22 protein-coding genes are annotated in these 25,373 nt (G+C 31.5%); 17 read left to right on the top strand and 5 right to left on the bottom strand.

Annotation, left to right across the window (positions count from 1 at the left end):
• A partial coding sequence (locus KO494_RS16020) for a T9SS type B sorting domain-containing protein (RefSeq protein WP_252730414.1) occupies positions 1-1,700 on the top strand: 1,700 nt, incomplete at its 5' end.
• Positions 1,701-1,771: 71 nt separating this feature from the next.
• On the opposite strand, the gene KO494_RS15635 is transcribed toward KO494_RS16020, so the two are convergent.
• From KO494_RS15635 to KO494_RS15625, 3 genes are all read right to left on the bottom strand, one after another.
• Positions 1,772-2,905: an ATP-binding protein gene (locus KO494_RS15635; protein ID WP_215968556.1), complete on the bottom strand. Its 1,134-nt coding sequence runs from the start codon at positions 2,903-2,905 to the stop codon at positions 1,772-1,774.
• Between the two features lie 36 nt (positions 2,906-2,941).
• On the bottom strand, positions 2,942-3,694 hold the full coding sequence (locus KO494_RS15630) for an SDR family NAD(P)-dependent oxidoreductase (protein ID WP_215968555.1): 753 nt from the start codon (positions 3,692-3,694) through the stop codon (positions 2,942-2,944).
• A 94-nt stretch (positions 3,695-3,788) separates the two neighbouring features.
• Positions 3,789-4,661, bottom strand: coding sequence for an aldo/keto reductase family oxidoreductase (locus tag KO494_RS15625; RefSeq protein ID WP_215968554.1), 873 nt, complete (start codon positions 4,659-4,661; stop codon positions 3,789-3,791).
• A 161-nt stretch (positions 4,662-4,822) separates the two neighbouring features.
• On the opposite strand from KO494_RS15625, the gene KO494_RS15620 reads away from it, so the two are divergent.
• The 15 genes from KO494_RS15620 (at position 4,823) to KO494_RS15550 (ending at position 20,941) form a co-directional block, all read left to right on the top strand.
• Positions 4,823-5,824, top strand: a complete 1,002-nt coding sequence (locus KO494_RS15620; RefSeq protein ID WP_215968553.1) for a MoxR family ATPase — start codon at positions 4,823-4,825, stop codon at positions 5,822-5,824.
• Positions 5,825-5,918: 94 nt separating this feature from the next.
• Positions 5,919-6,785 (top strand): DUF58 domain-containing protein, encoded by an 867-nt coding sequence (locus KO494_RS15615; RefSeq protein WP_215968552.1) that lies wholly within the window; start codon positions 5,919-5,921, stop codon positions 6,783-6,785.
• A 15-nt stretch (positions 6,786-6,800) separates the two neighbouring features.
• Positions 6,801-8,483 carry a BatD family protein gene (locus KO494_RS15610; RefSeq protein ID WP_215968551.1) on the top strand — a complete coding sequence of 561 codons (1,683 nt, stop codon included), beginning with the start codon at positions 6,801-6,803 and terminating at the stop codon, positions 8,481-8,483.
• Positions 8,484-8,486: 3 nt separating this feature from the next.
• Positions 8,487-9,491 (top strand): VWA domain-containing protein, encoded by a 1,005-nt coding sequence (locus KO494_RS15605; protein WP_215968550.1) that lies wholly within the window; start codon positions 8,487-8,489, stop codon positions 9,489-9,491.
• A 63-nt stretch (positions 9,492-9,554) separates the two neighbouring features.
• Complete coding sequence (locus KO494_RS15600; protein WP_215968549.1) at positions 9,555-10,595, top strand: VWA domain-containing protein; 1,041 nt, start codon at positions 9,555-9,557, stop codon at positions 10,593-10,595.
• Between the two features lie 114 nt (positions 10,596-10,709).
• Complete coding sequence (locus tag KO494_RS15595; RefSeq protein WP_215968548.1) at positions 10,710-11,585, top strand: tetratricopeptide repeat protein; 876 nt, start codon at positions 10,710-10,712, stop codon at positions 11,583-11,585.
• A 70-nt stretch (positions 11,586-11,655) separates the two neighbouring features.
• On the top strand, positions 11,656-13,428 hold the full coding sequence (locus KO494_RS15590) for a BatD family protein (protein ID WP_215968547.1): 1,773 nt from the start codon (positions 11,656-11,658) through the stop codon (positions 13,426-13,428).
• A 1-nt stretch (position 13,429) separates the two neighbouring features.
• Positions 13,430-14,188: a tetratricopeptide repeat protein gene (locus KO494_RS15585; RefSeq protein ID WP_215968546.1), complete on the top strand. Its 759-nt coding sequence runs from the start codon at positions 13,430-13,432 to the stop codon at positions 14,186-14,188.
• Positions 14,189-14,248: 60 nt separating this feature from the next.
• Entirely contained in the window at positions 14,249-14,542 is a 294-nt protein-coding gene (locus tag KO494_RS15580) for a hypothetical protein (protein ID WP_215968545.1), read from the top strand.
• Between the two features lie 94 nt (positions 14,543-14,636).
• Entirely contained in the window at positions 14,637-16,229 is a 1,593-nt protein-coding gene (locus KO494_RS15575) for a SulP family inorganic anion transporter (RefSeq protein ID WP_215968544.1), read from the top strand.
• Positions 16,230-16,235: 6 nt separating this feature from the next.
• Positions 16,236-17,018 (top strand): universal stress protein, encoded by a 783-nt coding sequence (locus KO494_RS15570; RefSeq protein WP_215968543.1) that lies wholly within the window; start codon positions 16,236-16,238, stop codon positions 17,016-17,018.
• A gap of 37 nt (positions 17,019-17,055) precedes the next feature.
• Positions 17,056-17,682, top strand: coding sequence for a carbonic anhydrase family protein (locus tag KO494_RS15565; RefSeq protein WP_215968542.1), 627 nt, complete (start codon positions 17,056-17,058; stop codon positions 17,680-17,682).
• Positions 17,683-17,700: 18 nt separating this feature from the next.
• A complete protein-coding gene (locus KO494_RS15560) occupies positions 17,701-18,372 on the top strand; it encodes a DUF2490 domain-containing protein (RefSeq protein WP_252730413.1) in 672 nt (223 codons plus the stop codon).
• Positions 18,373-18,440: 68 nt separating this feature from the next.
• Positions 18,441-20,303 (top strand): SulP family inorganic anion transporter, encoded by a 1,863-nt coding sequence (locus KO494_RS15555; RefSeq protein ID WP_215968541.1) that lies wholly within the window; start codon positions 18,441-18,443, stop codon positions 20,301-20,303.
• Between the two features lie 11 nt (positions 20,304-20,314).
• On the top strand, positions 20,315-20,941 hold the full coding sequence (locus KO494_RS15550) for a carbonic anhydrase (protein WP_215968540.1): 627 nt from the start codon (positions 20,315-20,317) through the stop codon (positions 20,939-20,941).
• Between the two features lie 77 nt (positions 20,942-21,018).
• Here the strand turns inward: KO494_RS15550 and KO494_RS15545 are convergent, their stop codons facing one another.
• Both KO494_RS15545 and KO494_RS15540 read right to left on the bottom strand, forming a co-directional pair.
• Positions 21,019-22,206: an HmuY family protein gene (locus tag KO494_RS15545; RefSeq protein ID WP_215968539.1), complete on the bottom strand. Its 1,188-nt coding sequence runs from the start codon at positions 22,204-22,206 to the stop codon at positions 21,019-21,021.
• Positions 22,207-22,217: 11 nt separating this feature from the next.
• Positions 22,218-24,362, bottom strand: a complete 2,145-nt coding sequence (locus KO494_RS15540) for a TonB-dependent siderophore receptor (RefSeq protein ID WP_215968538.1) — start codon at positions 24,360-24,362, stop codon at positions 22,218-22,220.
• 104 nt (positions 24,363-24,466) lie between these two features.
• Between KO494_RS15540 and KO494_RS15535 the strand changes: the two genes are divergently transcribed.
• On the top strand, positions 24,467-25,372 hold the full coding sequence (locus KO494_RS15535) for a DUF6607 family protein (RefSeq protein ID WP_215968537.1): 906 nt from the start codon (positions 24,467-24,469) through the stop codon (positions 25,370-25,372).
• The last annotated feature ends 1 nt before the right edge of the window (position 25,373 follow it).

Here is a 25,373-nt window from a genome sequence, read left to right as displayed (position 1 = left end):
ATAGTTTTGAAGTAACAATTAATGTTTGTTCTATCTCAGTTTCGGCAAGTGCAGATACGCCATCAATATGTAGTGATGCAGGCTTAGATGTAACTTTAACGGCAACACCAACACCAGCTGCAGCAACAGGAACATATAGTTATAGTTGGACCGAACAAGGAAATGCGACAGTTTTAGGAACAGGATCTACGTTAGTCTTATCCCCACCACCATCAGTAACGAGTACTTATGAGGTGACATTAATAGATAGTGGATTAACAGCGCCAAATGATACAGCCACAAATACAGTTACAGTAGTAGTTAATAGTGCACCAGTAGTAGATGCACCATCAGATGTTAGTGTATGTAATGAATATATATTACCGGCATTAAGTTCTGGGTCGTATTACACAGGTCCAGGAGGAACGGGAACGATGCTAAATGCAGGAGATATGTTAACTAGTACACAAACAGTTTATGTGTACGGAGAAACAGGAACAGTACCAAATTGTAGCGATGAGAATAGTTTTGAAGTAACAATTATACCACCAACAATACCAACATTTACTCAGGTAGCAGCTATTTGTGAAGGTGATACATTGGCAGCTTTACCAGTAACCTCTAATAATGGTATAACTGGAACTTGGAGTCCAACATTAAATAATATGATAACTACTACCTATACTTTTACTCCAAGTACTAGTGAATGTGCTACTACACAAACAATGATTATTACAGTGAATGCCAAAGTTACGCCAACATTCACTCAAGTAGCAGATATATGTATTGGAGATGCAATGGCAAATTTACCAGTAACTTCCAATAATGGTATTTCAGGAACATGGAGTCCGTCCTTAGATAATACACAAACTACAACTTATACGTTTACACCAGATTCAGGAGAGTGTGCAATTTCACAAACTATGACTATTGTTGTTAATCCGTTACCTGTTGTGTATTTAGACGATCTTTATGTAGTTTGTATGAATGGTTCCAATATTATAAATGCACCAGTTATTGATACCGGATTAGATACTGTTAACTATAGTTTTGAATGGTTTTTAAATGGTAGCCTATTAGTTAGTGAAACAGATAGCGTTATTATTCCTGATCAAGGAGGAACTTATAGTGTAATTGTTACCAACATAGCAACAGGATGTGTAACAGCTGTCAATGATCCAAATACTATTACAAATGTAATTGTAAGTTCTCCACCTGTATTAGATTATACAACAACAGCTGCCTTTGCAAGCACCCATGTAATAAATGTTGTTGCAACAGGAAGTGGTGATTATGAGTTTAGTATTGATAATGGTTCTTGGGTAAGTAATTCACCTAATACAAATAGCTATACTTTTTCCAATGTAGCACCAGGAGAGCACATTATAACTGTAAGAGATATTAATGACTGTGGTGAAGATCAAGTGAGAGTAATACTTCTTGATTACCCATTATTTTTTACTCCAAATGGTGATGGTTATAATGATAATTGGCAAATTTTAGGAATTAATAACCAACCAGATGCTGTAATTTATATTTTTGATAGATATGGTAAACTATTAAAACAATTAAGTCCAACAGGTATTGGTTGGGATGGAACCTTTAATGGACAGCCAATGCCATCAAGTGATTATTGGTTCTTGATAAAATATAGAGATCCAAATAATTTAACAGGCTCAGGTAAAAAAGAATTTAACGCGCACTTTACATTAAAAAGGTAGTAAATTCTAGAAAATTTGAAGAGTATATAAAAAACACCAAATACATATTTGGTGTTTTTTTATATACTAGATTAGCTATATTTTATTTTTCGAAGAATACGTAGCGATTCTTTATAAAAAAGATATGCTTCTTCACTATGTGTTTTTAAATATGGTTTTGCTTCTGTAAGTTTATCTATAGCTTCGTGAAAATTGTTTAAATAGCAAATTAAATAGGTTTCCGGAAGATTAACTAAATCTATTTTTTCGTTTTTATTTAATTTTAGGTTGTTTTTAAGTTTTTCTAATAAAGCGTTATTCGCGTTGTAAATATGGTATAAAACTCTTTTGTTAAATTGAGGCGCTTCAAAAAGTAAATTGGTTTCAATGGTGTAGTTGGCGTTATTTTCAAAGCGAATAACGGTTTCTTCAAGCTTATAATATTTTGAAGCATTATGTAGTCCTAGGTTTACATATTCAACAATTTTAAAGCTATCGTCGTTATGGCTTATGGATACCTCGTCTAAAGTTGAAAAAAACAAACGTACTTGTTCGTTTACCATTTCAATATCTACTCTCGAATAGAAAATTTCTTTACCAACAATTTTCTTTTGTCCAGACCAACATAGTACAAAATACTCTTTGAAAACCTTGTATTTAGGTTGGTAGTCTTTTTTTTTCAAAAAAAAATTAAAAACGCTATCTAGGGTGTGTTGTATGTTGTTTTGTGAGTGTTTTTCTATTGCTTCAACAATTTTAGAGTTTTCATCTGTGATATTACTTTTAAAGTTTTTTGGCATGCTCATACTGCCATCTCTAAAAAAAACAGCACCACCATAATATTTCCAGATGTTTTTTCGTAAAGAGGTTAATTTGTTAATGGATCTTATGGTTACTAAGCCTACCACTTTATTGTCAGGCAAATGAGGGAAGGGGATATTTTCGTATTGTATAATTGGAGGATTGGTTAAGTATGCGTTGATTAAATTCTGAATTTTAGAATCATCAAAAAAATCTACACCAATAATTTTATTGTCTTCATCTTCTACGCCAATTACAATGTATGAATTATTTTTAGGGTTGCTGTTAGAGAGCGCGCACACGTGTTTTAAAAACTTTGCTTTTCCTTCTTTTTGGCTAATATTTATTTTTCGCTTTTTATCATAAAAACTATTCTCATCGTTGTGAGCTAATAGGTTTTTAATTAAAAGGCGTTTATTAATCATGGTTTACTTTCCACGAAAGTGGGAGTTTCTTGTTAATTAAATATTTTTATTTACAATAGTGCTGCTTGCTTGTGCGGTTGGAAACACTAATAAGTCTGCAATGTTTACATGAGTAGGACGTGTAATAACAAAGTAAATAATATCTGCTATATCTTCAGGTTGTAGGGCTTTGTAGCCTTTGTAAACAGTGTCTGCTATAGCGTCTCCTTTAAAGCGTACTTTTGAGAATTCGGTTTCTACCAAGCCAGGATTAATAGCGCCAACTTTAATTCCGTAAGGGTTAAGGTCAATTCGCATGCCTTCTGTTATAGCTAAAACAGCGTGTTTACTGCCACAATATACGTTTCCTTTTGGGTACACTTCTTTTCCTGCCGAAGAGCCAATATTAATGATGTGTCCAGAATTGTTTTTGGTCATGATCGGTATTATTGCTTTGCTAACGTAGAGTAGTCCTTTTACATTAATGTCTAGCATGGCATCCCAATCTTCTATGTTTCCTGTTTCAATAGGGTCTAAGCCATGGGCATTTCCTGCATTATTAATTAAAATATCTATGTGTTTAAACGTTTCTGGTAGCGATTCAATTGCATTAAAAGTTGCTTTTTTGTCACGTACGTCAAAATTTAAAGTATGTACGTTGGTTTGTTTGCTTAATGCTTTTTCTATAGTATCTAAGCGTTCTTGTCTTCTTCCGCAAAGTATTAGGTTTATACCGTGTTTTGCAAATTCATGAGCTGTAGCTCTTCCAATGCCACTTGTAGCTCCTGTTATTAATGCTGTTTTTTTCATTGAAAATTTATTTTTCGTTTCCACGTAAGTGGAAGTGTTTTAATTTATTTTTGAGTAAGCAATAGCAAACCGTAACAGCATGCTGCTAGCTTATTTATGGTACTTTGTGTCCTTGACAAGCTACCAAAATTTTAAACCAATCTTCTAGTTCTAATTCTATATTAATTGCTTTTACGGCATTTTCAATTCGTTTTTGGTTTGTGGTTCCTATTACTGGGTGTATACCAGCAGGATGTTTTAAAATCCAGGCAAGTAGAAGCTGGTCTTCTGTTGCGTTGTATTTTTCTATTAAAGCACCTAGCTGCTTGTGTATGCGTCTGGTTTGTTCTGTATCTTCTTTAAAAACACTTCCTAGTGGAGACCAAGCCATTGGTGTAATGTTGTTTATTTGCATTTGGTCTAAGGAGCCATTTTGCATAGCTCTGTGCTGTGTTAAGGAAAATTCTATTTGATTTACTGCAACTTCTGTGTATTTAGAGATTAAGTCTACCTGTGATGTTGAAAAGTTAGAAACACCAAAAGCTTTTATTTTTCCTTGACTATTTAATATGGTTACGGCTTCTGCTACTTCATCAGCATGCATTAAAGGGCTGGGTCTGTGTAATAATAAAAGGTCTAAAAAGTCTGTTTTCAAGTTTTTTAGCGATTCTTCAACAGACCAAATAATATATTCCTTACTGTAATTGTAGTGTTTTACTTTGTTGTTTCTATTTTCACAAACATATTGAATACCACATTTGCTAATAAATTGAATTTTTTCACGAGCTATATTGCTTTCCGCGAAAGCGTTACCAAATGCAGCTTCGGTAGTATAGCCTCCATAAATATCTGCATGGTCAAAACTTGTAATACCTTTTGATACATAATAATTTAGTAGGTTAATCATCTCTTTTTTAGAGAGTTGTTTTCCCCATTCTCCCCAAGTCATGGTTCCTGCAATAATTCTTGAAAACAATTTAGTAGTCATTTTTTTTATTTTGAACATTAAAAATAGAAAAGAAAAACTCTTAAACATATATTAAACACTATAACTTTTAACCAATTATTAACAGCAAGGCATTGAAAATTTTAACAATTTGCACTTCCAAATTATGAATGTTAAATTCAAGCCTTTAAAAATTAAAAAAGATGGAAGTTACAAGTACAGTTGATATTAAGTCAATTAACGAGAAAATTGAAAAGGAGAGTGCTTTTGTAGATTTACTTACATTAGAAATGAATAAAGTAATTGTTGGCCAAAAAGATATGGTTGAGCGATTACTAATAGGATTACTTGGTCAAGGACATATTTTATTAGAAGGTGTTCCTGGTCTGGCAAAAACCTTAGCTATTAATACGCTTTCTCAAGCTGTAGCTGGAAGTTTTAGTAGAATACAGTTTACTCCAGATTTATTACCTGCAGATGTTACTGGTACTTTAATTTATAACATGAAGGAAAACGACTTCAAAATTAAAAAAGGGCCAATATTTGCAAACTTTGTACTGGCAGATGAGATTAATAGAGCGCCTGCAAAAGTACAATCTGCTTTATTAGAAGCAATGCAAGAAAAGCAGGTAACTATTGGTGATGATACTTTTAAGTTAGATAAGCCGTTTTTAGTAATGGCTACTATGAATCCTGTAGAGCAGGAAGGAACTTACCCTTTACCAGAAGCACAAGTAGACCGTTTTATGCTTAAAACTGTTATAGATTACCCAAAACAAGCAGAAGAGCAATTAATTATGCGAGCTAATTTAAAAGGTTCTTGGGAAAAAGTAAATGCTGTAGTTTCTGTAGAGCAAATTATAAAAGCACAACAAGTGGTGCGTGAAGTATATATGGATGAAAAAATAGAAAAATACATTCTAGATATCATCTTTGCTACACGTTATCCTGAAAAATATAAATTACAAGACTTAAAGCCATTAATTTCTTTTGGTGCATCTCCTCGTGGTAGTATTAACCTTGCTACAGCTGCAAAATGTTATGCGTTTATTAAAAGAAGAGGGTATGTAATACCTGAGGATGTTCGTGCTGTAGTGTATGATGTATTACGTCATAGAATAGGAATTACCTACGAAGCAGAAGCAGAAAATATCACCTCTGTTGATATTATAAACAAAATTGTAAACGAGATAGAAGTACCATAGACTTGTCATTTCTGCGAAAGCAGGAGTCTCATTAATAATTATTGAAAACTTAATTTGATAGATTTCGTATTAAATACGGAATGACAGAGTAAAAATGGATACCAAAGAATTACTAAAAAAAGTACGAAAAATTGAGATCAAGACACGTAGGTTGTCTGATCATATTTTTGGAGGAGAATACCATTCTACCTTTAAAGGACGTGGTATGACTTTTTCTGAAGTGAGACAGTATCAATATGGTGACGATGTACGTAATATAGATTGGAATGTTACTGCAAGAACAATAATACCACATGTAAAGGTTTTTGAAGAAGAACGAGAACTTATTATGATGCTTATGGTAGATGTTTCTGGATCTGAATTGTTTGGTACAGAAGAGCAGTTTAAAAACGAAGTAGTAACAGAGATAGCTGCAACCTTAGCCTTTTCGGCAACACAGAATAATGATAAAATTGGTCTTATTTTATTTACCGATGAGGTAGAGCTTTATGTACCACCAAAAAAAGGAAGATCGCATGTACTGCGTATTATACGTGAGTTAATTGAGTTTCAACCAAAGAGTAAAGGTACCAATGTGGCCGAAGCTTTAAAGTTTATGCGTAACGTAATGAAAAAGAAAGCCATTGTTTTTGTGCTTTCAGATTTTATTGCAGACAACTATAAGCAAACCTTAAAAATAGCTGCAGGTAAACATGATGTAACCGGAATTAGAGTATATGATAAGCATGAAGAAGAAATGCCTAATATTGGTATAGTGCAAATGCAGGATGAAGAAACAGGAGAAATGCTATTGGTAAATACACAATCTAAATCGGTACGCAGAAATTACGCTAAATTCTATCATGAAAAAGTAGCATATTATAAAGATAGTTTTGCTAAATCTGGAGCAGGAACCATAGATTGTCGTGTAGATGAAAGTTATGTAAAAAAGCTTTTAGGTTATTTTAAAAGAAGAGGATAAAAAGATTAACGATTTATGAATTACGATTTTAGATTTTTGAATGATAAAATAAAGCAGGCAAGAGTATTAGTACTGTCTTTATTCTTTATTCTATTTTCTGTATTTTCATTTGCACAACAAATGACATCTTCTATAGATTCTACTTCTATAAAAATAGGAGCGCAAATTACCTATAAAGTACAAGTAGAAACAGATACCACAAACGTTGTGGTTTTTCCTGAAGGGCAAACATTTCTTCCTTTAGAAGTTATAGAATCTTATGCCATAGACACCACTAGAGAAAATGCAAAATATAAGCTTATAAAAAAATATGGTTTAACGCAATTTGATTCTGGAGCATATACCATTCCAAGACAAAAAATTGTAATTGGTACCAAAGTATTTCAAACAGACTCTTTACAGGTAGAAGTAAAAAATATTGTGGTAGATACTACAAAACAAGGGTTGTATGATATAAAACCAATTATTGAAGTAGAAAAAACACCAAGCCAATGGTTTAAAAATTTACTACTTACTTTATTGGTTCTTGCTGTAGTAGCGTTTTTGTTGTATTGGTTTATTTGGCGAAAAAAACCACTTACAAAAGAAGAAAAAATTGCATTGCTTCCACCTTATGATAGAGCAAAAATAGCGCTTCAAAATTTAGATAAAAGTAGTTATTTAGAAAATGCAGAAATAAAAGATTACTATTCTGAGTTAACCTTTATTATTAGAAAATATCTAGACGAAAAAGTCTATGATCGTGCTTTAGAAAGTACTACAGATGAGTTAATAAATAGGTTAAATTTATTAAAAGATGGCAATCAAATAGATATTAGTAAAGACGATATTAAAAATATTGAAACTATTTTAAAACGTGCCGATTTAGTAAAATTCGCAAAATCTGCTCCAGATATAGAGTTGGCAAAGTTAGATAGAAATACTATTGATGTAGAAATAGATCAAGTAAAAGAAGCCTTGCCAGAACCAACCGAAGAAGAGAAAAAACAAGACCAAAAATACCAGGAAGAACTAGAAAAAAAGCAAAAGCGTAAAAATATAATCATTACCATAGTTACAATTGTAGCGCTGTGTATTGCTACGTTTGTAGGTTTTGGTTTAAAATATGGTTTTGGTTATGTAAAAGATACCATTTTAGGTCATGAAAGTAAAGAGTTGTTAGAAGGAAATTGGGTAACAAGTGATTATGGTTTTCCTGCAATTACAATAACAACACCAAAGGTTTTAAAAAGAGATAATCCGCCAGTACCAGAAGAAATAAAAGCACAATTACAAATGAGTGTTTTTAGCTTTGGTACCGTTTCAGAGCCTTTAAGTGTAAAGCTTAGCACACTAAAAGTTAATCAGCAAGAAGGTCAAGAAAAAATAGATCTTTATCAAATTTCAGAAAAGGCAATTCAAGAGTTAGAAAAGCAAGGGGTTGAAAATATGCTTGTTAAAAACGAAAAATTTGTAACCCCTAATAATGCCGAAGGCTTAAAAACCTATGGAACAGCTAGCCTACCTGTTGCAGGTACAGAAAACTATTATGATGGTGAATATATCTTGTTGCATTTTACATCACAAAATGTAATACAAGAAATAGCAATTACCTACAGAAAAGGGGATGTGTATGCTAAAGAAATTGCAGAAAGAATTGTTAATTCTGTAGAGTTAATTAAAGAAGAAATAGCAAAAAAAGAACAAGAAGAAAAGTAAACCATGTTTGAAGGAATAGAATTTTTAAATAAAGAATTTTTCTGGTTGTTTTTATTACTTCCATTAGCATTGCTATGGTATGTTTTTAAGCATAATAAGCAAACCGCAGAATTAAAAATGTCTAGTTTAAAAGGTTTTAAGGTAACAAATTCTTGGTTGCCAAAATTAAGACATTTGCTTTTTGCTTTACGTTTAGCAGCTTTAGCAGCATTAATAACAGCAATGGCAAGACCTAGAACAGTAGATGTTTCTACAAAAACAAAAACTACACGAGGTATAGATATTGTTATGGCAATAGATGTTTCTGCAAGTATGTTGGCAAAAGATTTAAGTCCTAATCGTTTAGAAGCCTTAAAAGATGTTGCAGCAGAATTTATAGCAGGAAGACCAAATGACAGAATAGGTTTGGTAGAGTATGCAGGAGAAAGCTACACAAAAACACCAATTACCAGTGATAAATCTATTGTACTACGTTCTTTAAACGAAATTAGATATAACAATATTATTGAAGGAGGTACCGCAATAGGAATGGGTTTAGCAACCTCTGTAAATCGTTTAAAAGACAGTAAGGCCAAGAGTAAGGTGATTATTTTACTTACAGATGGAGTTAATAACTCTGGTTTTATAGACCCTAAAATAGCAAGTGAATTAGCGGTAGAATATGGTATTAAGGTATATACTATTGGTTTAGGTACTAATGGTATGGCGCTATCTCCTTATGCAGTGAACCCAAATGGTTCTTTTCAATACGCAAGAGTACAAGTAGAAATTGACGAAGCATTACTTAAAGAAATTGCAGATGCTACAGGAGGAAAATACTTTAGAGCAACCAATAATAAAAAGCTTGCCGAAATTTATGACGAAATCAATAAACTAGAAAAAACAGAAATAGAAGAGTTTAAATTTTATAATTACGAAGAAAAATATCGTCCGTTAGTGCTTTTAGCAGGACTGTTTTTAGCAATAGAGCTGTTATTGCGTTTCACTATTTTTAGAAGCTTTGTTTAATTTAAAAACTAGGTGTTCAAGGCTAAGTTGCTTATTGAATACTATTACTGAATACTAAAATAAATGTATCAATTAGAAGAAAAAATATGGTTTTGGGTTTTAGTGATTATTCCAGTAATAATCCTACTCTTTTTGTTGCTTCAATTATGGAAACATAAAGCGCAAAAAAACTTTGCCAATAAAACAATCTTAAAAAAATTAAGTCCAAATCAATCCCTTTTTAAAAGCATATTAAAAGTTGTTGTTTTATGTTTGGCATTTGCCAGCTTAGCCATTGCATTGGTAAACCCTAAAGTAGGTACAAAACTAGAAACCGTAAAACGCGAAGGTGTAGATATTGTATTTGCTGTTGACGTTTCTAAAAGTATGCTGGCAGAAGACATTGCACCAAACAGGCTAGATAAATCAAAACAATTAGTAACCCAAATAATTAACAATCTAGCAAGTGATAGAGTGGGTATTATTGCCTATGCAGCAAAAGCATTTCCGCAATTACCTATCACTACAGACTATGCAGCAGCCAAAATGTTTTTACAAAACATGAATACAGATATGTTGTCTTCGCAAGGTACAGCAATAAATGGCGCCATAGAATTAGCAGAAACTTATTTTGATAATGAAGAGCAAACCAATAGAGTTTTAATTATTATTTCAGATGGTGAAGACCATTTTGGCGAATCTGCAATTCGCGCTGCTGAAGAAGCAAGCAAACAGGGTATTAGAATTTTTACCATTGGAGTTGGTGATGTAAAAGGAGGACCAATACCAATTAAAAGAAATGGTGTTACCTTAAATTATAAAAAAGACAGACAAGGAGAAACCGTAATCACTCGCTTAAACGAAGAAAATTTAAAAAGCATTTCTGCAGAAGCCAATGGTGTTTATATTAACGGAAAAAACACCAATGAAGTAGTTGGTACCATTAGAGATATTTTAAATAAAATGGATAAAACAGAATTTGAAGCCAAAGAGTTTGCAGATTTTAAAGACCAATTTCAATGGTTTTTAGCATTGGCATTTCTTCTTCTGTTTATAGACATCTTTTTGTTAGAACGAAAAACAGAATGGTTAAAAAAACTAAACCTATTCAACGAAAACCTATAATAAAACATCATCTTTAGCAAAAAACAAAAGGCTTTAGTGATTTAAGAAGTAAATAATTTTATAAAACCTTTAACTATAACCAAACCAGTAGTTTTATAATTTAGTAAAATATAAATGAAACACATAGTAATAATCATATTAACCCTTTTTAGTATAGCTTCTTTTGCGCAAGACAAAGACAAAGAAGCTCAGGAAATGCTTGCAAAAAACAAAGCAAATGACCTAGTCTATGATGCTAATATTTTGGTAGATAATGAAGATTATGTTTCGGCAGAAATGGAATACCGAAAAGCTATTTCAGAACAACCAAACTATGCTGTTGGCGCGTATAACTTAGCAAACACCTATTACAAAAAAGGAATTTATGACGAAGCTTTATACAGACTAAAACAAACGGCAAAATATGCCACAACAAAAGATGAAAAGTATAAGGCCTATCATAATATAGGTAATATTTTAATGCAAAATAAACAATGTAAAGAAGCTGCAGAAGCGTTTAAAAATGCATTACGAAACAATCCTTTAGATGATCAAACACGTTATAATTATGCTTTAGCAAAAGAATGTGCAGAGCAACAACAAGATCAACAGGACCAGAATAAAGATCAAAACGAAGAGAATAAAGACGATCAACAAGAGCAAGAAGATCAAAAAGATCAAGATCAGGAAAAAGATCAAGATAAAGATAAAGAAAACGAGAATCAGGATAAGGATCAAGACCAACAAGACGAAGGAGATCAAGATAAAAAGGAAGGTGAAGATGAAAAAGATGAAGATGGCAATCCTAAAGACGAAAAAGAAGATGAAGGAAAAGGTGGCGAAGAGGAACAAAAAGAGAATCCAAAACCACAACAACAGCCAGGACAATTATCGCCACAACAAGTTAAAAACTTGTTAGAAGCTATGAATGATCAAGAACAAAAAGTACAAGATAAAATGAATGCTCAAAAAACCAAAGGTGAACGCGTTCAAACAGAAAAAGATTGGTAAAACGAATGCTGAATGCTGCATTACTATTTTAAAATAAATCGTAATGCAAAATCAAAAATCGTAAATTAAAATGAAAACAATAAAACACATCACCATACTATTTATACTACTTGCTACAAGTATTGCTTCTGCACAAGTAAAATTTGAAGCTAAAGTAAGTAAGAAAAAACTAGGCGTTAATGAACGCTTGCGTATAGATTTTGAAATGAATGAAGATGGCGATAATTTTAATCCTCCAAGCTTTAAAGATTTTAATGTTGTTGCAGGACCAAACCAGTCTGTTAGTCATTCTTGGGTAAATGGTAAAAAATCATTTAATAAAAGCTATAGCTACTTTTTAGCACCAAAAAAACAAGGAAAATTTACAATTAATCAAGCCACTATAGAAATTAATGGAGAAACCTATAAAACAACTCCTATAGCTGTAGTTGTTTCTAAAGCGGTAGATAAACCTAATGATCCTAACAATCCAGCAATAGATATAGATGACAATATTCATTTAGTAGCAGAGGTTTCTAAAACAAACCCTTATTTAAACGAAGCCATTACTGTAGTCTATAAACTATATGTTTCGCCAAATACAGGAGTTAGCAACTGGAGAGAAACAGATAGTCCAAGATACAACGATTTCTGGTCGCAAAACATAGACATAAAAGGACTAAAAATATTAAACGGAACTTATAAAGGCGAAGACTATAGATATGTGGTTTTACGCAAAACAGTGTTATATCCTCAAAAAACAGGAAAACTTGAAATAGAGCCCTTAAGCTTAGATATTACAGTAGATGTGCCAACAAACAGACGTAACATCTTTGGCGAGCGTTTAATGACACAAGCAAACAAAACCATTTCTGCAGGAAGCAGAAAAATTAATGTAAAACCATTACCAGAAAATAATAAACCTGCTAATTTTACAGGAGCAGTGGGTGATTTTGATTTTGAGGTTGCTACTTCAAAACAAGCCTTAAATGCATCAGAATCGCTTCAAGCAACAGTTACAGTTTCAGGTAATGGTAACTTAAAGTTATTTGAGTTACCAAAACTTAGTATTCCTAGTTCTTTAGAAGTTTATGAACCAGAAAATAGAGACAAAGTTTCTACTACAATTAACGGAATGCAAGGAAAACGAAGCCAGAGTTATACTGTAGTTCCGCAATTTAAAGGTAAATATCCTTTGCCAAGCATCTCTTTTTCTTATTTTGATTTAAAAACAGAAAGCTACAAAACATTAAGCTCAAGTGAGTTAATTATTGATGTACTAGAAGGACCAACAAATAATGAAGCAGCGAATAATAATGCTATAACAAGTACTAATAACAAACAGCCTGTTTTAGGAAATGATCATTTTGCATTTATAAAAACCAAAGCTAATTTAGTTTCTACAACCAAAAAGAACTTCTTTAAATCTACAGGTTTCTGGACGGCTTTATTAGGACCACTTTTAGCAATACCATTAGCTATTGTGTTTAGAAACAAGCGCGATGAGCGTTTAGCAGATGTTACAGGTAATAAAATTAGAAAAGCAGATAAACTAGCTAAAAAATATTTAAGCGAGGCAAAACGTACTCTGGGTCAAAAAGAAGCGTTTTATGTCGCACTAGAAAAAGCCTTACATAATTATTTAAAAGCCAAACTGCAAATAGAGACTAGTGATTTTAGTAAAGATAAAATTACCCAAATATTAAACGAAAAGGAAGTAGAAAATGCAACTGTTTTAGAGTTTGTTAGCATACTTAAAAACTGTGAATTGGCACGTTATACACCAATTACACAGGTAGAAATGCAACAAGATTATGAAAAAGCATCTAAAGCAATTTCAGAAATAGATAAGCAAATTCGTTAATATGAAACATATAATTTACATAGTAACCTTTTTACTCACTACACTTTCTGTAGCGCAAAACAATACCCTTTTTGAAGAAGGAAATGCGTTGTATAATGAAGGTAAGTTTACAGAAGCAATAGCTAAATATGAAGCTGTTTTAAACGCTAATAAGCATTCTGCATCCTTGTATTATAACCTTGGTAATGCACATTATAAATTAAATAATATTGCACCAAGTATTTATTACTTTGAAAAGGCATTAATGCTTTCTCCTAATGATAAAGAAATACAAAACAATATTGCCTTTGCAAGAAACATGACTGTAGATGCTATAGATGTGGTGCCAGAAGTTGGTATAAGTAAACTGTTTAAAAATCTAACCAATACCTTTAGTTTTAATGGTTGGGCTTATGCTTCGGTATTTGCAATGGTTCTTTTTGTGTTATTGTCGTTGTGGTACTATTTTAGTTATTCTTCCAACAGAAAAAGATTTGCATTTGTAGGTAGTTCGGCTTTTTTATTTTTAGCTATAATCACCTTATTTTTTGCATTTAAAAAATATGATATAGACAAAAAATATAATCCTGCAATTGTGTTTTCACAAGAAGCTATAGTAAAAAGTGAGCCTAATTTAAGGAGTCAAGAATCTTTTAGACTTCATGAAGGAACCAAAGTTTTAATTTTAGATACTGTTAATAACTGGAAAAAAATCAAGCTTACAGATGGTAAAGAAGGATGGATTTTTAACGATGCTATAAAAGCTTTAAACGAAATTTAAATTTACATAACACAGTAACGGTTTAAAATAGTATATTTACAGTTAATTTTTAAAAAAGAAATGTCAAAAAAAGGAGTATCTATAATTTTATCAGTAATTTTTATACTGTTTATAGTTGCACCAACTATTTTAACAATAGTTGATGATACCATTGACGTTTCTATTGTTTTTTCTGTATCTGAAGAAGAAAACGAAAGTTGTACCGTAGACGCTCCTGTTTTATTTTTAAACCATAAAACATGCGAATTCTATTTTGATGTTGCTTCTAACGAAAACAATTCGGGATATGTTTTTAAAAATTATCCTATTCCACATTTCAATTTAATTTCTCCACCACCAGATTTCATTTCTTAATATTTTAAAAAAAATAGGACTGCTTAAGTCCCCAAAAAAATTATTAAGAAAATAGGCTTTAGATAACAATCTTTAGCCCAAAAGAAATCATTTTATGTTTAAAACGTTTAAAAGCGACCTGCCTGCAAGTGTCGTTGTATTTTTTGTTGCATTACCTTTATGTTTAGGTATTGCATTAGCCAGTGGAGCACCTCTTTTCTCTGGTTTAATTGCTGGTATTATAGGAGGAGTTGTAGTAGGAGCCTTAAGTGGCTCTAAAATAGGAGTGAGTGGTCCTGCTGCTGGTTTAGCAGCTATTGTATTAACAGCTATTGGTAGCTTGGGAGGTTATGAAAACTTTTTAGTAGCTGTAGTTTTAGGTGGTGTAATTCAACTACTTTTTGGTGTGTTAAAAGCAGGTATTATTGGGTATTATTTCCCGTCTTCTGTTATTAAAGGAATGCTAACAGGTATTGGTATTATTATTATTTTAAAACAAATACCTAACTTTTTTGGCTATGATGAAGAGTCTGCTTGGGACTTAGAGTTTTTTGAAATTGATGGAGGTAATACGTTTTCAGAGTTATTTGCCATGTTAAATAATATTCATCCAGGAGCCGCATTAATAGGGCTAATCAGTTTAATTCTATTAATATTCTGGGAAAAAGTTTTAAGTAAAAAATCAAAAGTATTTGAGGTTATTCAAGGGCCTTTTGTTGTGGTAGTATTAGGTATTATATTTTTTATGCTAACGCAAAATCACGACTTATTATCTATTAGTGCAAACCACATGGTTAGTGTGCCAGTTCCTGAAGATTTTAACTCTTTTATAGGGCAATTTAGTTTTCCTAACTTTTCAGCAATTACAAACCCTCAGGTTTGGGTTGTAGCATTTACTATTGCTTTAGTAGCAAGTTTAGAAACCCTTTTATGTGTTGAGGCTTCAGATAAAATAGATCCAGATAAAAATGTAACACCTACCAATAGAGAGTTGTTAGCACAAGGAACAGGTAATATTATTTCTGGTTTAATTGGTGGTTTACCAATAACACAAGTAATTGTGCGTAGTTCTGCTAATATTCAATCTGGAGGTAAAAGTAAAATGTCTACAATATTACACGGTTTATTACTGTTAATATCTGTTATTTTAATTCCTAATCTACTTAATAAAATTCCTTTATCTGTATTGGCTTCCATTTTATTATTAGTTGGTTACAAGCTGGCAAAACCTGCTTTGTTTAAAAAAATGTATAAATTAGGGTGGAAACAGTCTATACCATTTTTTGTTACCATAATTGGTATTGTATTTACCGATTTATTAGTAGGTATTGGTTTAGGTTTAATGGTTGGTATTGTAGTGGTTTTATTAAAAAGTTACCAAAACTCTCACTTCTTACATATTGAAGATAAAAGCAACGGAAAACATAAAATTAAAATGGAACTGGCAGAAGAAGTAACCTTCTTTAATAAAGGAGCTATTTTAAAAGAATTAGACAGTTTACCAAGAGATACTTATTTAGAGTTTGATGTTAGAAAAACAAGATATCTTGACTATGATATTATTGAAATTCTTGAAGATTTTGCCTTTAAAGCAAAAGAAAGAAATATTGATATCAAGTTAATTTCTAAACGTGGTGTTGTTGAAAATCCACCAAGTTTTATTGAGTTTTTTCAACTAAGACCTAAATCTAATATAAGTTTAAGTTAACGAATTATGGAAAATGCGAAATATAAAATTTTACTACTTTCAGACTTAAAAAACAACCACGATTTAGATTTAAAAAGCACTGTAAGCTTGGCAAAAATGATTGATGGTGAAATAACACTATTTCATATAAAAAAGCCTATAGAAGTAGTAGAAAGAGAAAGCCAACTCTCTGCTATGCGATCTATTAATGAAAAACATTTAATTACAGATAAAAAAATAGAAACTATTGTAAAGCCTATTGCTAAAGAATATAAGGTAAGAATAGACTATAAATTATCTTTCGGAAATGTAAAACATGAAATTGAATCGTATATCCAAGAAAATAAACCAGACATGGTAGTGCTTGGTAAAAAGAATGGAAAAAAAATTAATTTTATTGGAGATAATATTACAGAATTTGTTTTAAAAACGTATAAAGGACCAGTTATGATTGCATCTAATCAAGATGCACTACAACCAAATCAAGAGGTTTCTTTAGGGGTTTTAAATACTGTAGATAAAAGTTTAAATATTAATGCTATTCAAAAATTAATTAATAAAACAAAAGCACCAATTAAAACATTCCATATTACTAAAGGTACAAATAATGAAGTGTCACAAAACACAACTTTAAACAATAATAATTTTGAATATATTTTTGAAGAAAGTGATAAAGCATTAGAAAGTGTATCAAAATACGTATCTAAAAACAAAATAAATTTAATGTGTTTAGATAAAAACAATAAAACAAAAAGAGACATAATAAATACGCTTAATGTTTCGCTATTATTAACAGAAGACAAAATATAGATATTATAAAAGTAGTATCTTAAAGAAAAATATAACTATGAAAGCACATACAAGAGAAACCCAGTCAACAATGACACCAGCAAAGTCATTAGAATATTTAAAAGAAGGAAACCAAAGATTTCAAAATAATTTAAAAGCAAACCGTAATCTTTTAGAACAGGTAAATGATACAAGTGAAGGTCAATTTCCATTTGCAACTATTTTAAGTTGTATAGATTCACGCGTATCTGCAGAGCTTGTTTTTGATCAAGGCTTAGGAGATATTTTTAGCGTGCGTATAGCAGGAAACTTTGTAAACGAAGATATTTTAGGAAGCATGGAGTTTGCATGTAAATTAGCAGGAACAAAGTTAATTGTAGTATTAGGGCACACCAGTTGCGGAGCAATAAAAGGAGCCTGTGATCATGCAGAAATGGGTAACCTTACTAAGTTAATTGAAAAAATTAATCCAGCAGTAAATGCAGTAGCAGAGCCAAAAGATGAAAGCTTAAGAAACTCAAAAAACTTAGAATTTGTTGATAAAGTATCTAAGAAAAATGTAGAATTAACCATAGCTAGAATTCATGCAGAAAGCCCTATTCTTTCTGAAATGGAAAAGAAAGGTGAAATTAAAATTGTAGGTGCAATGTATGATATAAATACAGGTGCTGTAGCGTTTTATTAATAAAAACTAAAAGCTTTAATGAAAAAGAAAACTTTTATGGCAACACTAATTTTAATATTAGTGTTGCCATTTTTTGCTAATAGCCAAGAGAGTAATCTGGGAAATTGGCTAATTTATATAGGAAACAAAAAAATAAATTCTAAATGGAATATTCATACTGAAGTACAATACAGAAATTATGATGCAATTGGCGATTTAGAACAGCTTTTATTAAGAACAGGTGTTGGTTATAACTTATCAGAAAACAACAATAATTTATTATTAGGTTATGGGTATATTTTATCTGAAAATTATCTAGAAAACACAGATACCGATAAAGTAGCTGTTAATGAACATCGGGTTTTTCAACAGTTTACAACAAAACAAAATATTGGAGCTGTAAAACTTAGTCATCGTTACAGGTTTGAACAACGTTTTGTAGAAGAAGACTTTAAAATGCGATTGCGCTATTTTCTAGGTGTGAATATACCTCTTCAGTATAAAAAAGAATCCTTTAACCCATGGTATGTTTCTATGTATAATGAGATTTTTATAAATACTAAACCTGATGTTTTTGATAGAAATAGAATGTTTGCAGGTTTAGGTTACAAAGTTTCTAACGCACTTCGATTAGAGTTAGGCTATATGAATCAGTTTTTTGAAAACTCAGGTAGAGACCAAGTAAATGTTATTGCATTTGTAAATTTTTAATAAATATAATGTTGAATTGATTTTTTTTATTTAATTTTTTGCTATTTTGATAAAAGAATTAAACAACTATGAAAAATTTATTTTCAAATATCAAAGGGGATGCTTTTGGTGGTATTACGGCAGGAATTGTTGCCTTGCCATTGGCCTTAGCATTTGGTGTATCTTCAGGCTTAGGACCAGAAGCAGGGCTGTATGGAGCCATTTTTATTAGCTTTTTTGCTGCGCTTTTTGGAGGTACAGCAACACAAATTTCTGGCCCAACAGCACCAATGACAGCCGTTAGTATGGTTGTTATTGCTGGAATTGTAGCTGCAAATGATGGTAGTGTTGAAAAAGCACTTCCTGCAATTTTAACCGTTTTCTTATTAGCGGGTTTAATACAAGTAGGTCTTGGTTTTTTAGGTCTTGGTAAATATATTAGATATATACCATACCCAGTGGTTTCTGGTTTTATGACTGCTATTGGTGTTATTATTTTGTTAACACAAATTTTGCCGTCAATAGGTTACTATCCTAAAGAAGATCAGGAGTTTGTAGAACAGTTTAAGCCACAAGCAGAAGAAGTTATTCTTGAAAATATTTTAAAAGAAGAAGCTGGTGAGGGTATTTTAGTGCTTGAAGATTTTAAAGAAACCATAAACCGAGCACATCAAATTACACCAGAACAAATTTTAAAAGAGTCACAAACACTGGCAGCAAAAGATGCTTCTGGTACCATAGGAGCCTTAAAAGTACTACCAAGAGCCTTACAAAATATTAATTGGCTAGAGCTTATTTTAGCTTTAGGTACCATATTTATTATTTATGGCTTTAAAAGAATCACTACCACCATACCTAGTACTTTAGTTGCTCTGGTAATAATGTCTGGTATAGCCTACGGGTTTAATTTAGGCTACAGACCCATTTCAGAGATTCCTAGCGGAATTCCAATGCCAAAATTAGAAATAATTACCGGTTTTAGCTTAAGTAGTATTACGCCTTATATATTTACTGCATTAACATTATCTCTTTTAGGAGCAATAGATTCTTTATTAACTAGTGTGGTGGCAGATAATATGACCAAAACCAAACATAAACCTAATAAAGAGCTAATAGGCCAAGGTATTGGAAATAGTATTGGAGCCATTTTTGGTGGTATACCAGGTGCAGGAGCAACTATTAGAACGGTTGTAAACATTAATGCAGGAGGTAAAACAAAATTGTCTGGTATGATTGCAGGTGTCATGCTACTCGTTATTATGCTTGCCTTAGCTCCTGTTGCATCTAAAATTCCAGCGGCTGTATTAGCAGGTATTTTAATTACTGTTGGTATTGGAGTTATGGATTATAAAGGCCTTAAAGCCATACCAAGTTTACCTAGAGATATTAAATTAGGACCATTTAAACTAAGTTCAGAGGTGTTAATTATGATTGTTGTATTATTACTCTCTACGTTTTGGGATTTAATTTATGCTGTTGGTATCGGACTTGTTATTGCTTCATTAATGTTTATGAAAAAAATAGGAGATTTAACAGCAGAACGTTCAGATGTTAAATCATTAAAAGAAGAAGTATGGTCTGATGAGGTTGGGTTTCCAGAAAACCTTAAAGAAGAAGTCTTTATAAAACACCTAAAAGGCCCTTTGTTTTTTGGTTCTACTAGTGATTTTCAAGCTTTATCATTACAAATTCCTAATACCGCTAAAACAGTTATTTTGCGCTTAGGAAGAATGCAATATATGGATCAAACAGGTTTATATGCAATGGAAGATCTTCTTCTTGAATTACAAAAAAATAAAATTACAGTGCTTTTTGTTGGTTTACTAAAACAACCACAATATATGATGGAAAGGATTGATATTATACCAGATTTAATTCCTAAAGAACATATATTTGAAAGCTTTAATGGTTGTGTTAAGTGGATTAAAGAAAACGTGAAAGACGAGTACTAATAAAATAAAATATGAATTTAGATACTGTATTTGAAAACAATAAAGCCTGGATCAAGCGCAAACTAAAAGAGGATAAAGATTACTTTGATAAATTAGGTGAAGGACAAAATCCAGAATTACTGTTTATTGGTTGTTCTGATAGTCGCGTAACTGCTGAAGAATTAATGGGTTTAGGTCCTGGTGATGCTTTTATACACAGAAATATTGCTAATATGGTTATTGGTACAGATTTAAATGCCATGTCTGTAGTAGACTATGCGGTATCACACCTAAAAGTACACCACGTAGTAGTATGTGGTCATTATGGTTGTGGTGGTGTAAAAGCAGCTATGCAATCTGCAGATTTAGGTTTGTTAAACCCTTGGCTTCGTAATATTAGAGACGTATATCGTATTCATAACAAAGAGCTTAATGCTATTACATGCGAAGAAAAAAAGTATGAACGTTTAGTAGAACTAAATGTACAAGAACAATGTGTTAACCTTATTAAAACCGCAGCTATTCAAAAAGCAGTACGTGGTAGAGGTTTAATTGTTCATGGTTGGGTTTTTGATATTCATACTGGTAATTTAGTAGATTTAAAAATAGACTTTGAAAGCATACTTAATGATATTAGAGAAATATATCATTTAGATTAATTAGAATAAAAAAGCCACCCTTTAAGGAGTGGCTTTTGTTTTATAATAGACTAATATTATAAAATATTAAACGAAGGTTATTGTAATAATTCATATTGAAATTGAGGATAACCTCTTTCTCCATTTTCGCTTTCTACTGCAGTGAATCTTAATTTGTAGTAATTATTGTCAGTATCTTTTACAATATAGTATCTGTCTTCTGTTACAGTGGTTTCTCCAGTTATGTAGTCAACACTTCTCCAACCACTTCCTATAATAGCACGATCATTATAAACAAAACTTGCTTCGGTAACATCTGCATATGTAAAGTTAGTGTAACTAGGTGTTGTATCATCTTCAACAGTAACTTCATATAAACCAACACCTCCAAGTGTATTGTGTAACGTATAATCTGAATAGGTTAAACCTGCTGCTAATGTACCTTGTAAACCGTAATAAGAAAATACACCACCAAAGTCAATATCCCAATTAGAAGAAGTTGGCTCTAAAGTAGCAACTTGTTCATCTGTTAAGCTTACATAAGTTAGGTTGTAGTTACTATCTTTAGTTACAGTAAGTTCTGAATAATCTGTTGTATTACTTAATGCAGCATACTGAATGGTGTATGTGTTACCATCTGTTAATACCCTAACTTTTAGGTATCCTCTAGCGTCTCCAGTAGTGTTTATGGTACCGCTATTTGTTGTTGGTATTTCGTTTCCTAGGTTTACAATATATACATTGTTCTCACTATCTGTTGTTGAAATTTCTTCAAAAGCAGTACCAGATAACTCTCCTTCTTTACTATCTGTAAAAGAAATACCAGCGTCTAAATCGCCATATTGGTAGTAATTTACTGGTAAACCTTCTATTAATTCAGCAACAGTATTAACAGTAACTGTTGTTGGAGTAAAGGTTTGATCTAGTGCGTTTAAGGTTAGTGGAGAGGTTAATACTGTTGTTTCTGTTACTGCTGTAATATCAGTAATACCATCTAGTTCTGCAGCAGAAACTAATAAAGTATTGTTAATAAAAACTCTGTTTTCCGAACCGTTATAAACAGCTATTTCCCATGCATTACGAGTTACAGCTACTTGATTACCTGTACTTAAGTCTACAAAAACACGGTTTGGTTGATTAAATCCACCTACATCAGGATCTATAATTCCTCCAGTAGAAGCTGGTGTAGTTATTTCTTCTGAGCTTCCTCCGTTGTCATCACTACTACAACTTGTAATAAGTACAGTGGTAGCTATTAATATTAGTGTTAAAAATTTGTTTGTCATAATTATTAGTTTTAAAAATTTAAATTATAGGATAGTTTTAAAAAATAAGATCGGCCATTACCAATTAGTCTTGAACTTGATGTTGCTGCAGTATGCGCTCCAGCAGAAGCATTAGTATTTATGTTTACAACATCTAATAGGTTTCTAGCCCCTAATGTTGCGTTTATTCTTGGTGTAATATCTGTTCTTATCGAGGCGTTTAACCAGGTAAATGCATCGGTTTCACCAATAAATAATTCGCCATTTGTATCAGTAAATACACCTTGTGTTTTACCTGTATGTTTTAATTGACTGTTAATGGTAGTATTCCATTTTTCTATAGAATACGCTAAAGATGCTTGTAGATTTAAGCTCCATAAATAGTCTGAATCATTATCTATAGATTCATTAATTGTACTAGTTACTCCTAAATACGTAGCACCTATACCTATATTCCAATTTTTATAGATAAAATTGTTTTCTAAATTAAAACCTAATCTTTTACTATAGTCAATATTATCTTGTGTATACAAAATGGTACCCTCATTATCTTCTGTAGTTATACTAGCTATAGCATCCTTAAGGTCTATAAAAAAGAATGTGAGTTTTTGATTTAAAAACCCTTCTTTAGCTATTCTATAATTGTTTTTTAGGTTTACAAAAACAGAAACACCATCTTCTGGTTGTAAATCTGGATTTCCTTGTACATTGTGGTTTGTATCTACAAAAGAGTAAAAAAGTTCTTCAAAATTAGGTGCTCTATATGCAGAACCAACCACTGCTTTCAGTTTTAGCTTTTCTGAAAAATCATAAGTAGAGGATAAGGACCAAATAAGGTGGTTATTAAATTGTGAGCTATGTGTAAAACGAACGCCAGGATGTACAGATAATTTTTTTAATAGTTGAAATTCTGTAATTCCAAATAATTCGTAATTCGTAATTGTGTTTTCTACAACGTCACTAGAATAATTTCCTGTAGCAATGGCATCAAAACCTTTTTGATTGGTAAATTCATAACCTAGTTGAAGGTTGAAAAAATTAGATTTTGAAACGATGTTATTTACAAACGCTTTAGAATACCACACTTCACTAGATTGGCTTACTGTATCTGTATTTACAGATTGTGTTCGCTTTTCTAATATGTTATATACATATTCTTTATAGTTTCTTTTTTGATTTTGATAAGAAAACGAAAAATTATAGTTGGTAGCTCCATGTAATGGTCCAGAAACATTTACGTTATTTACCCATCTATCTGTTTTGTAGTTTTCATCAACTGCAGTAGGATTAAGAGTACCGTTTTCATATCTACCATTAACAGCTCTATTGTATATTTTTAAGTCTTCATTAAAATATTGAAGCTTGTAAAATACATTGTGTTTTCCAAGGTTTACATCCATATTTCCAGAAACGGTTATTTGTTCTTTAGGATTCCATTCGGTACCTCTTAAACTATCATTTACAACTACTCCATCTTCAATATTTACATAATTCTCACCTTTATAACCATTATAAAAACCAGCAAAATCATTTCTTGAAGCTCCAATAGAGTAGGATAGTTTTTCATTTACTTGGTTGGTAGCTCTAAAATTTTGAATATGTCTTCCTTTGTCAAATAATTCAAATTCGTTTCCTACTGTTTCTTCTTGCAGAGATAATTGCAGTTGCCAACCATTATCTTTTAAACCTCTTTTGGTAATTATATTAACAACTCCTGCAACAGCATTATCACCATATAATACACCCATAGAACCTTCTACAATTTCTATACGTTCTACGTCATCAATATTTAATTGTGTAATATCAATGTTGTTTCCTACGCCATTATCACTTATAATTGGAATACCATCTACTAAAATTTTTACATATTGACCATCTAAACCAAATAAGCTTATGGTAGAACGCCCATCTGAGGCATCTGGGTTGATTGTTATGTTTAAATTGTTTTGTAAAACATCTGCTAAATTATTTCCTGCAACATTTTCAATGTCTTTTCTTTTAATAGTCCCAACAGTAAATAACTTTTTACTCACAGACATTACATTGCTTTCTCCAACTACAATTACTTCATCTAGTTTTTCAATCGTGGTCGTGTCTCTTTCTTTTTCTTGAGCACTAATAGCATAACTAAAAAAAAGTAAAAAATAAAGTTTAATATTATTTTTATTTAGACTCATTCTATTTTATATTTGTGGCAAATATAAAATCTTATTTTAATTCATTCTAAATAAGAATAAGATATTTTAATTTTTTTTAAATCTCAAACAATAAAACTTTAATAATGAAACATTTACCAGTAGTATTCCTCTTTTTAATAACATTTACTCTTAATGTAAATGCGCAAAACAAGAAAAAACAGGATGAAAAAGCCATTAAAGCAATGTGTGGTTGTTATGAAGTAAGCTTTAATTTTGCAGAAACATTTCAGTATTCTGAAGACTCTACATACGTTGCTTCTAAAACAAAGCATGATAAAGGATTAGAGTGGGTGCAATTGGTAGAAGACAGTAATGATAAAATCTCTATGCAACATTTATTAATTGTTGGTACTAAAGAGCGACCATATATAGTGAAACATTGGAGACAAGATTGGGAATATGAAAATACTGATTTGTATGAGTATTTTAGAAATAACGAATGGAAATACACAAAATTAGATAAGAGACAAGTTAAAGGGCAGTGGTCTCAAAAGGTATTTCAGGTAGATGATAGTCCTCGTTACGAAGGTTCTGCAACTTGGGTACATGTTGACGGAAAACACTATTGGGAAAATACAACAAATGCACCTTTACCAAGAAGAGAATATACCAAACGTAGTGATTATAATGTTACAGGTAGAACAAATAGACATGAAATTATAGCAACAGGATGGATTCACGATCAAGACAACGAAAAAATACTTAGTGAAGAAGGTGTTTATGAACTTGTAGCTGAAGAAAAAGGAAATAATGTGTACAAAAAAGTAGAAGATAGTAAGTGTATTGCAGCACAAGAATATTGGGCAAAAGAAAAAGACAAATGGGCTTTGGTACGTGCAAAATGGAATGCTATTTTTGCAAGAAATAAAGATTTGGTGTTAAAAGAAAAAGTAGATAATAAAGTTTTGTTTAAGTATTTGTTTGATAAAGAAAAATACCAAACCGCAGAAGAAATTAATCCATTAATAGAATCGTTTGTAAAACAATAAA

Source organism: Lacinutrix sp. C3R15, assembly GCF_018860825.1.
GTDB lineage: Bacteria > Bacteroidota > Bacteroidia > Flavobacteriales > Flavobacteriaceae > Oceanihabitans.
The sequence above is the reverse complement of the archived record's forward strand: the minus strand, read 5'-3'. Positions and strand labels throughout refer to the sequence as shown.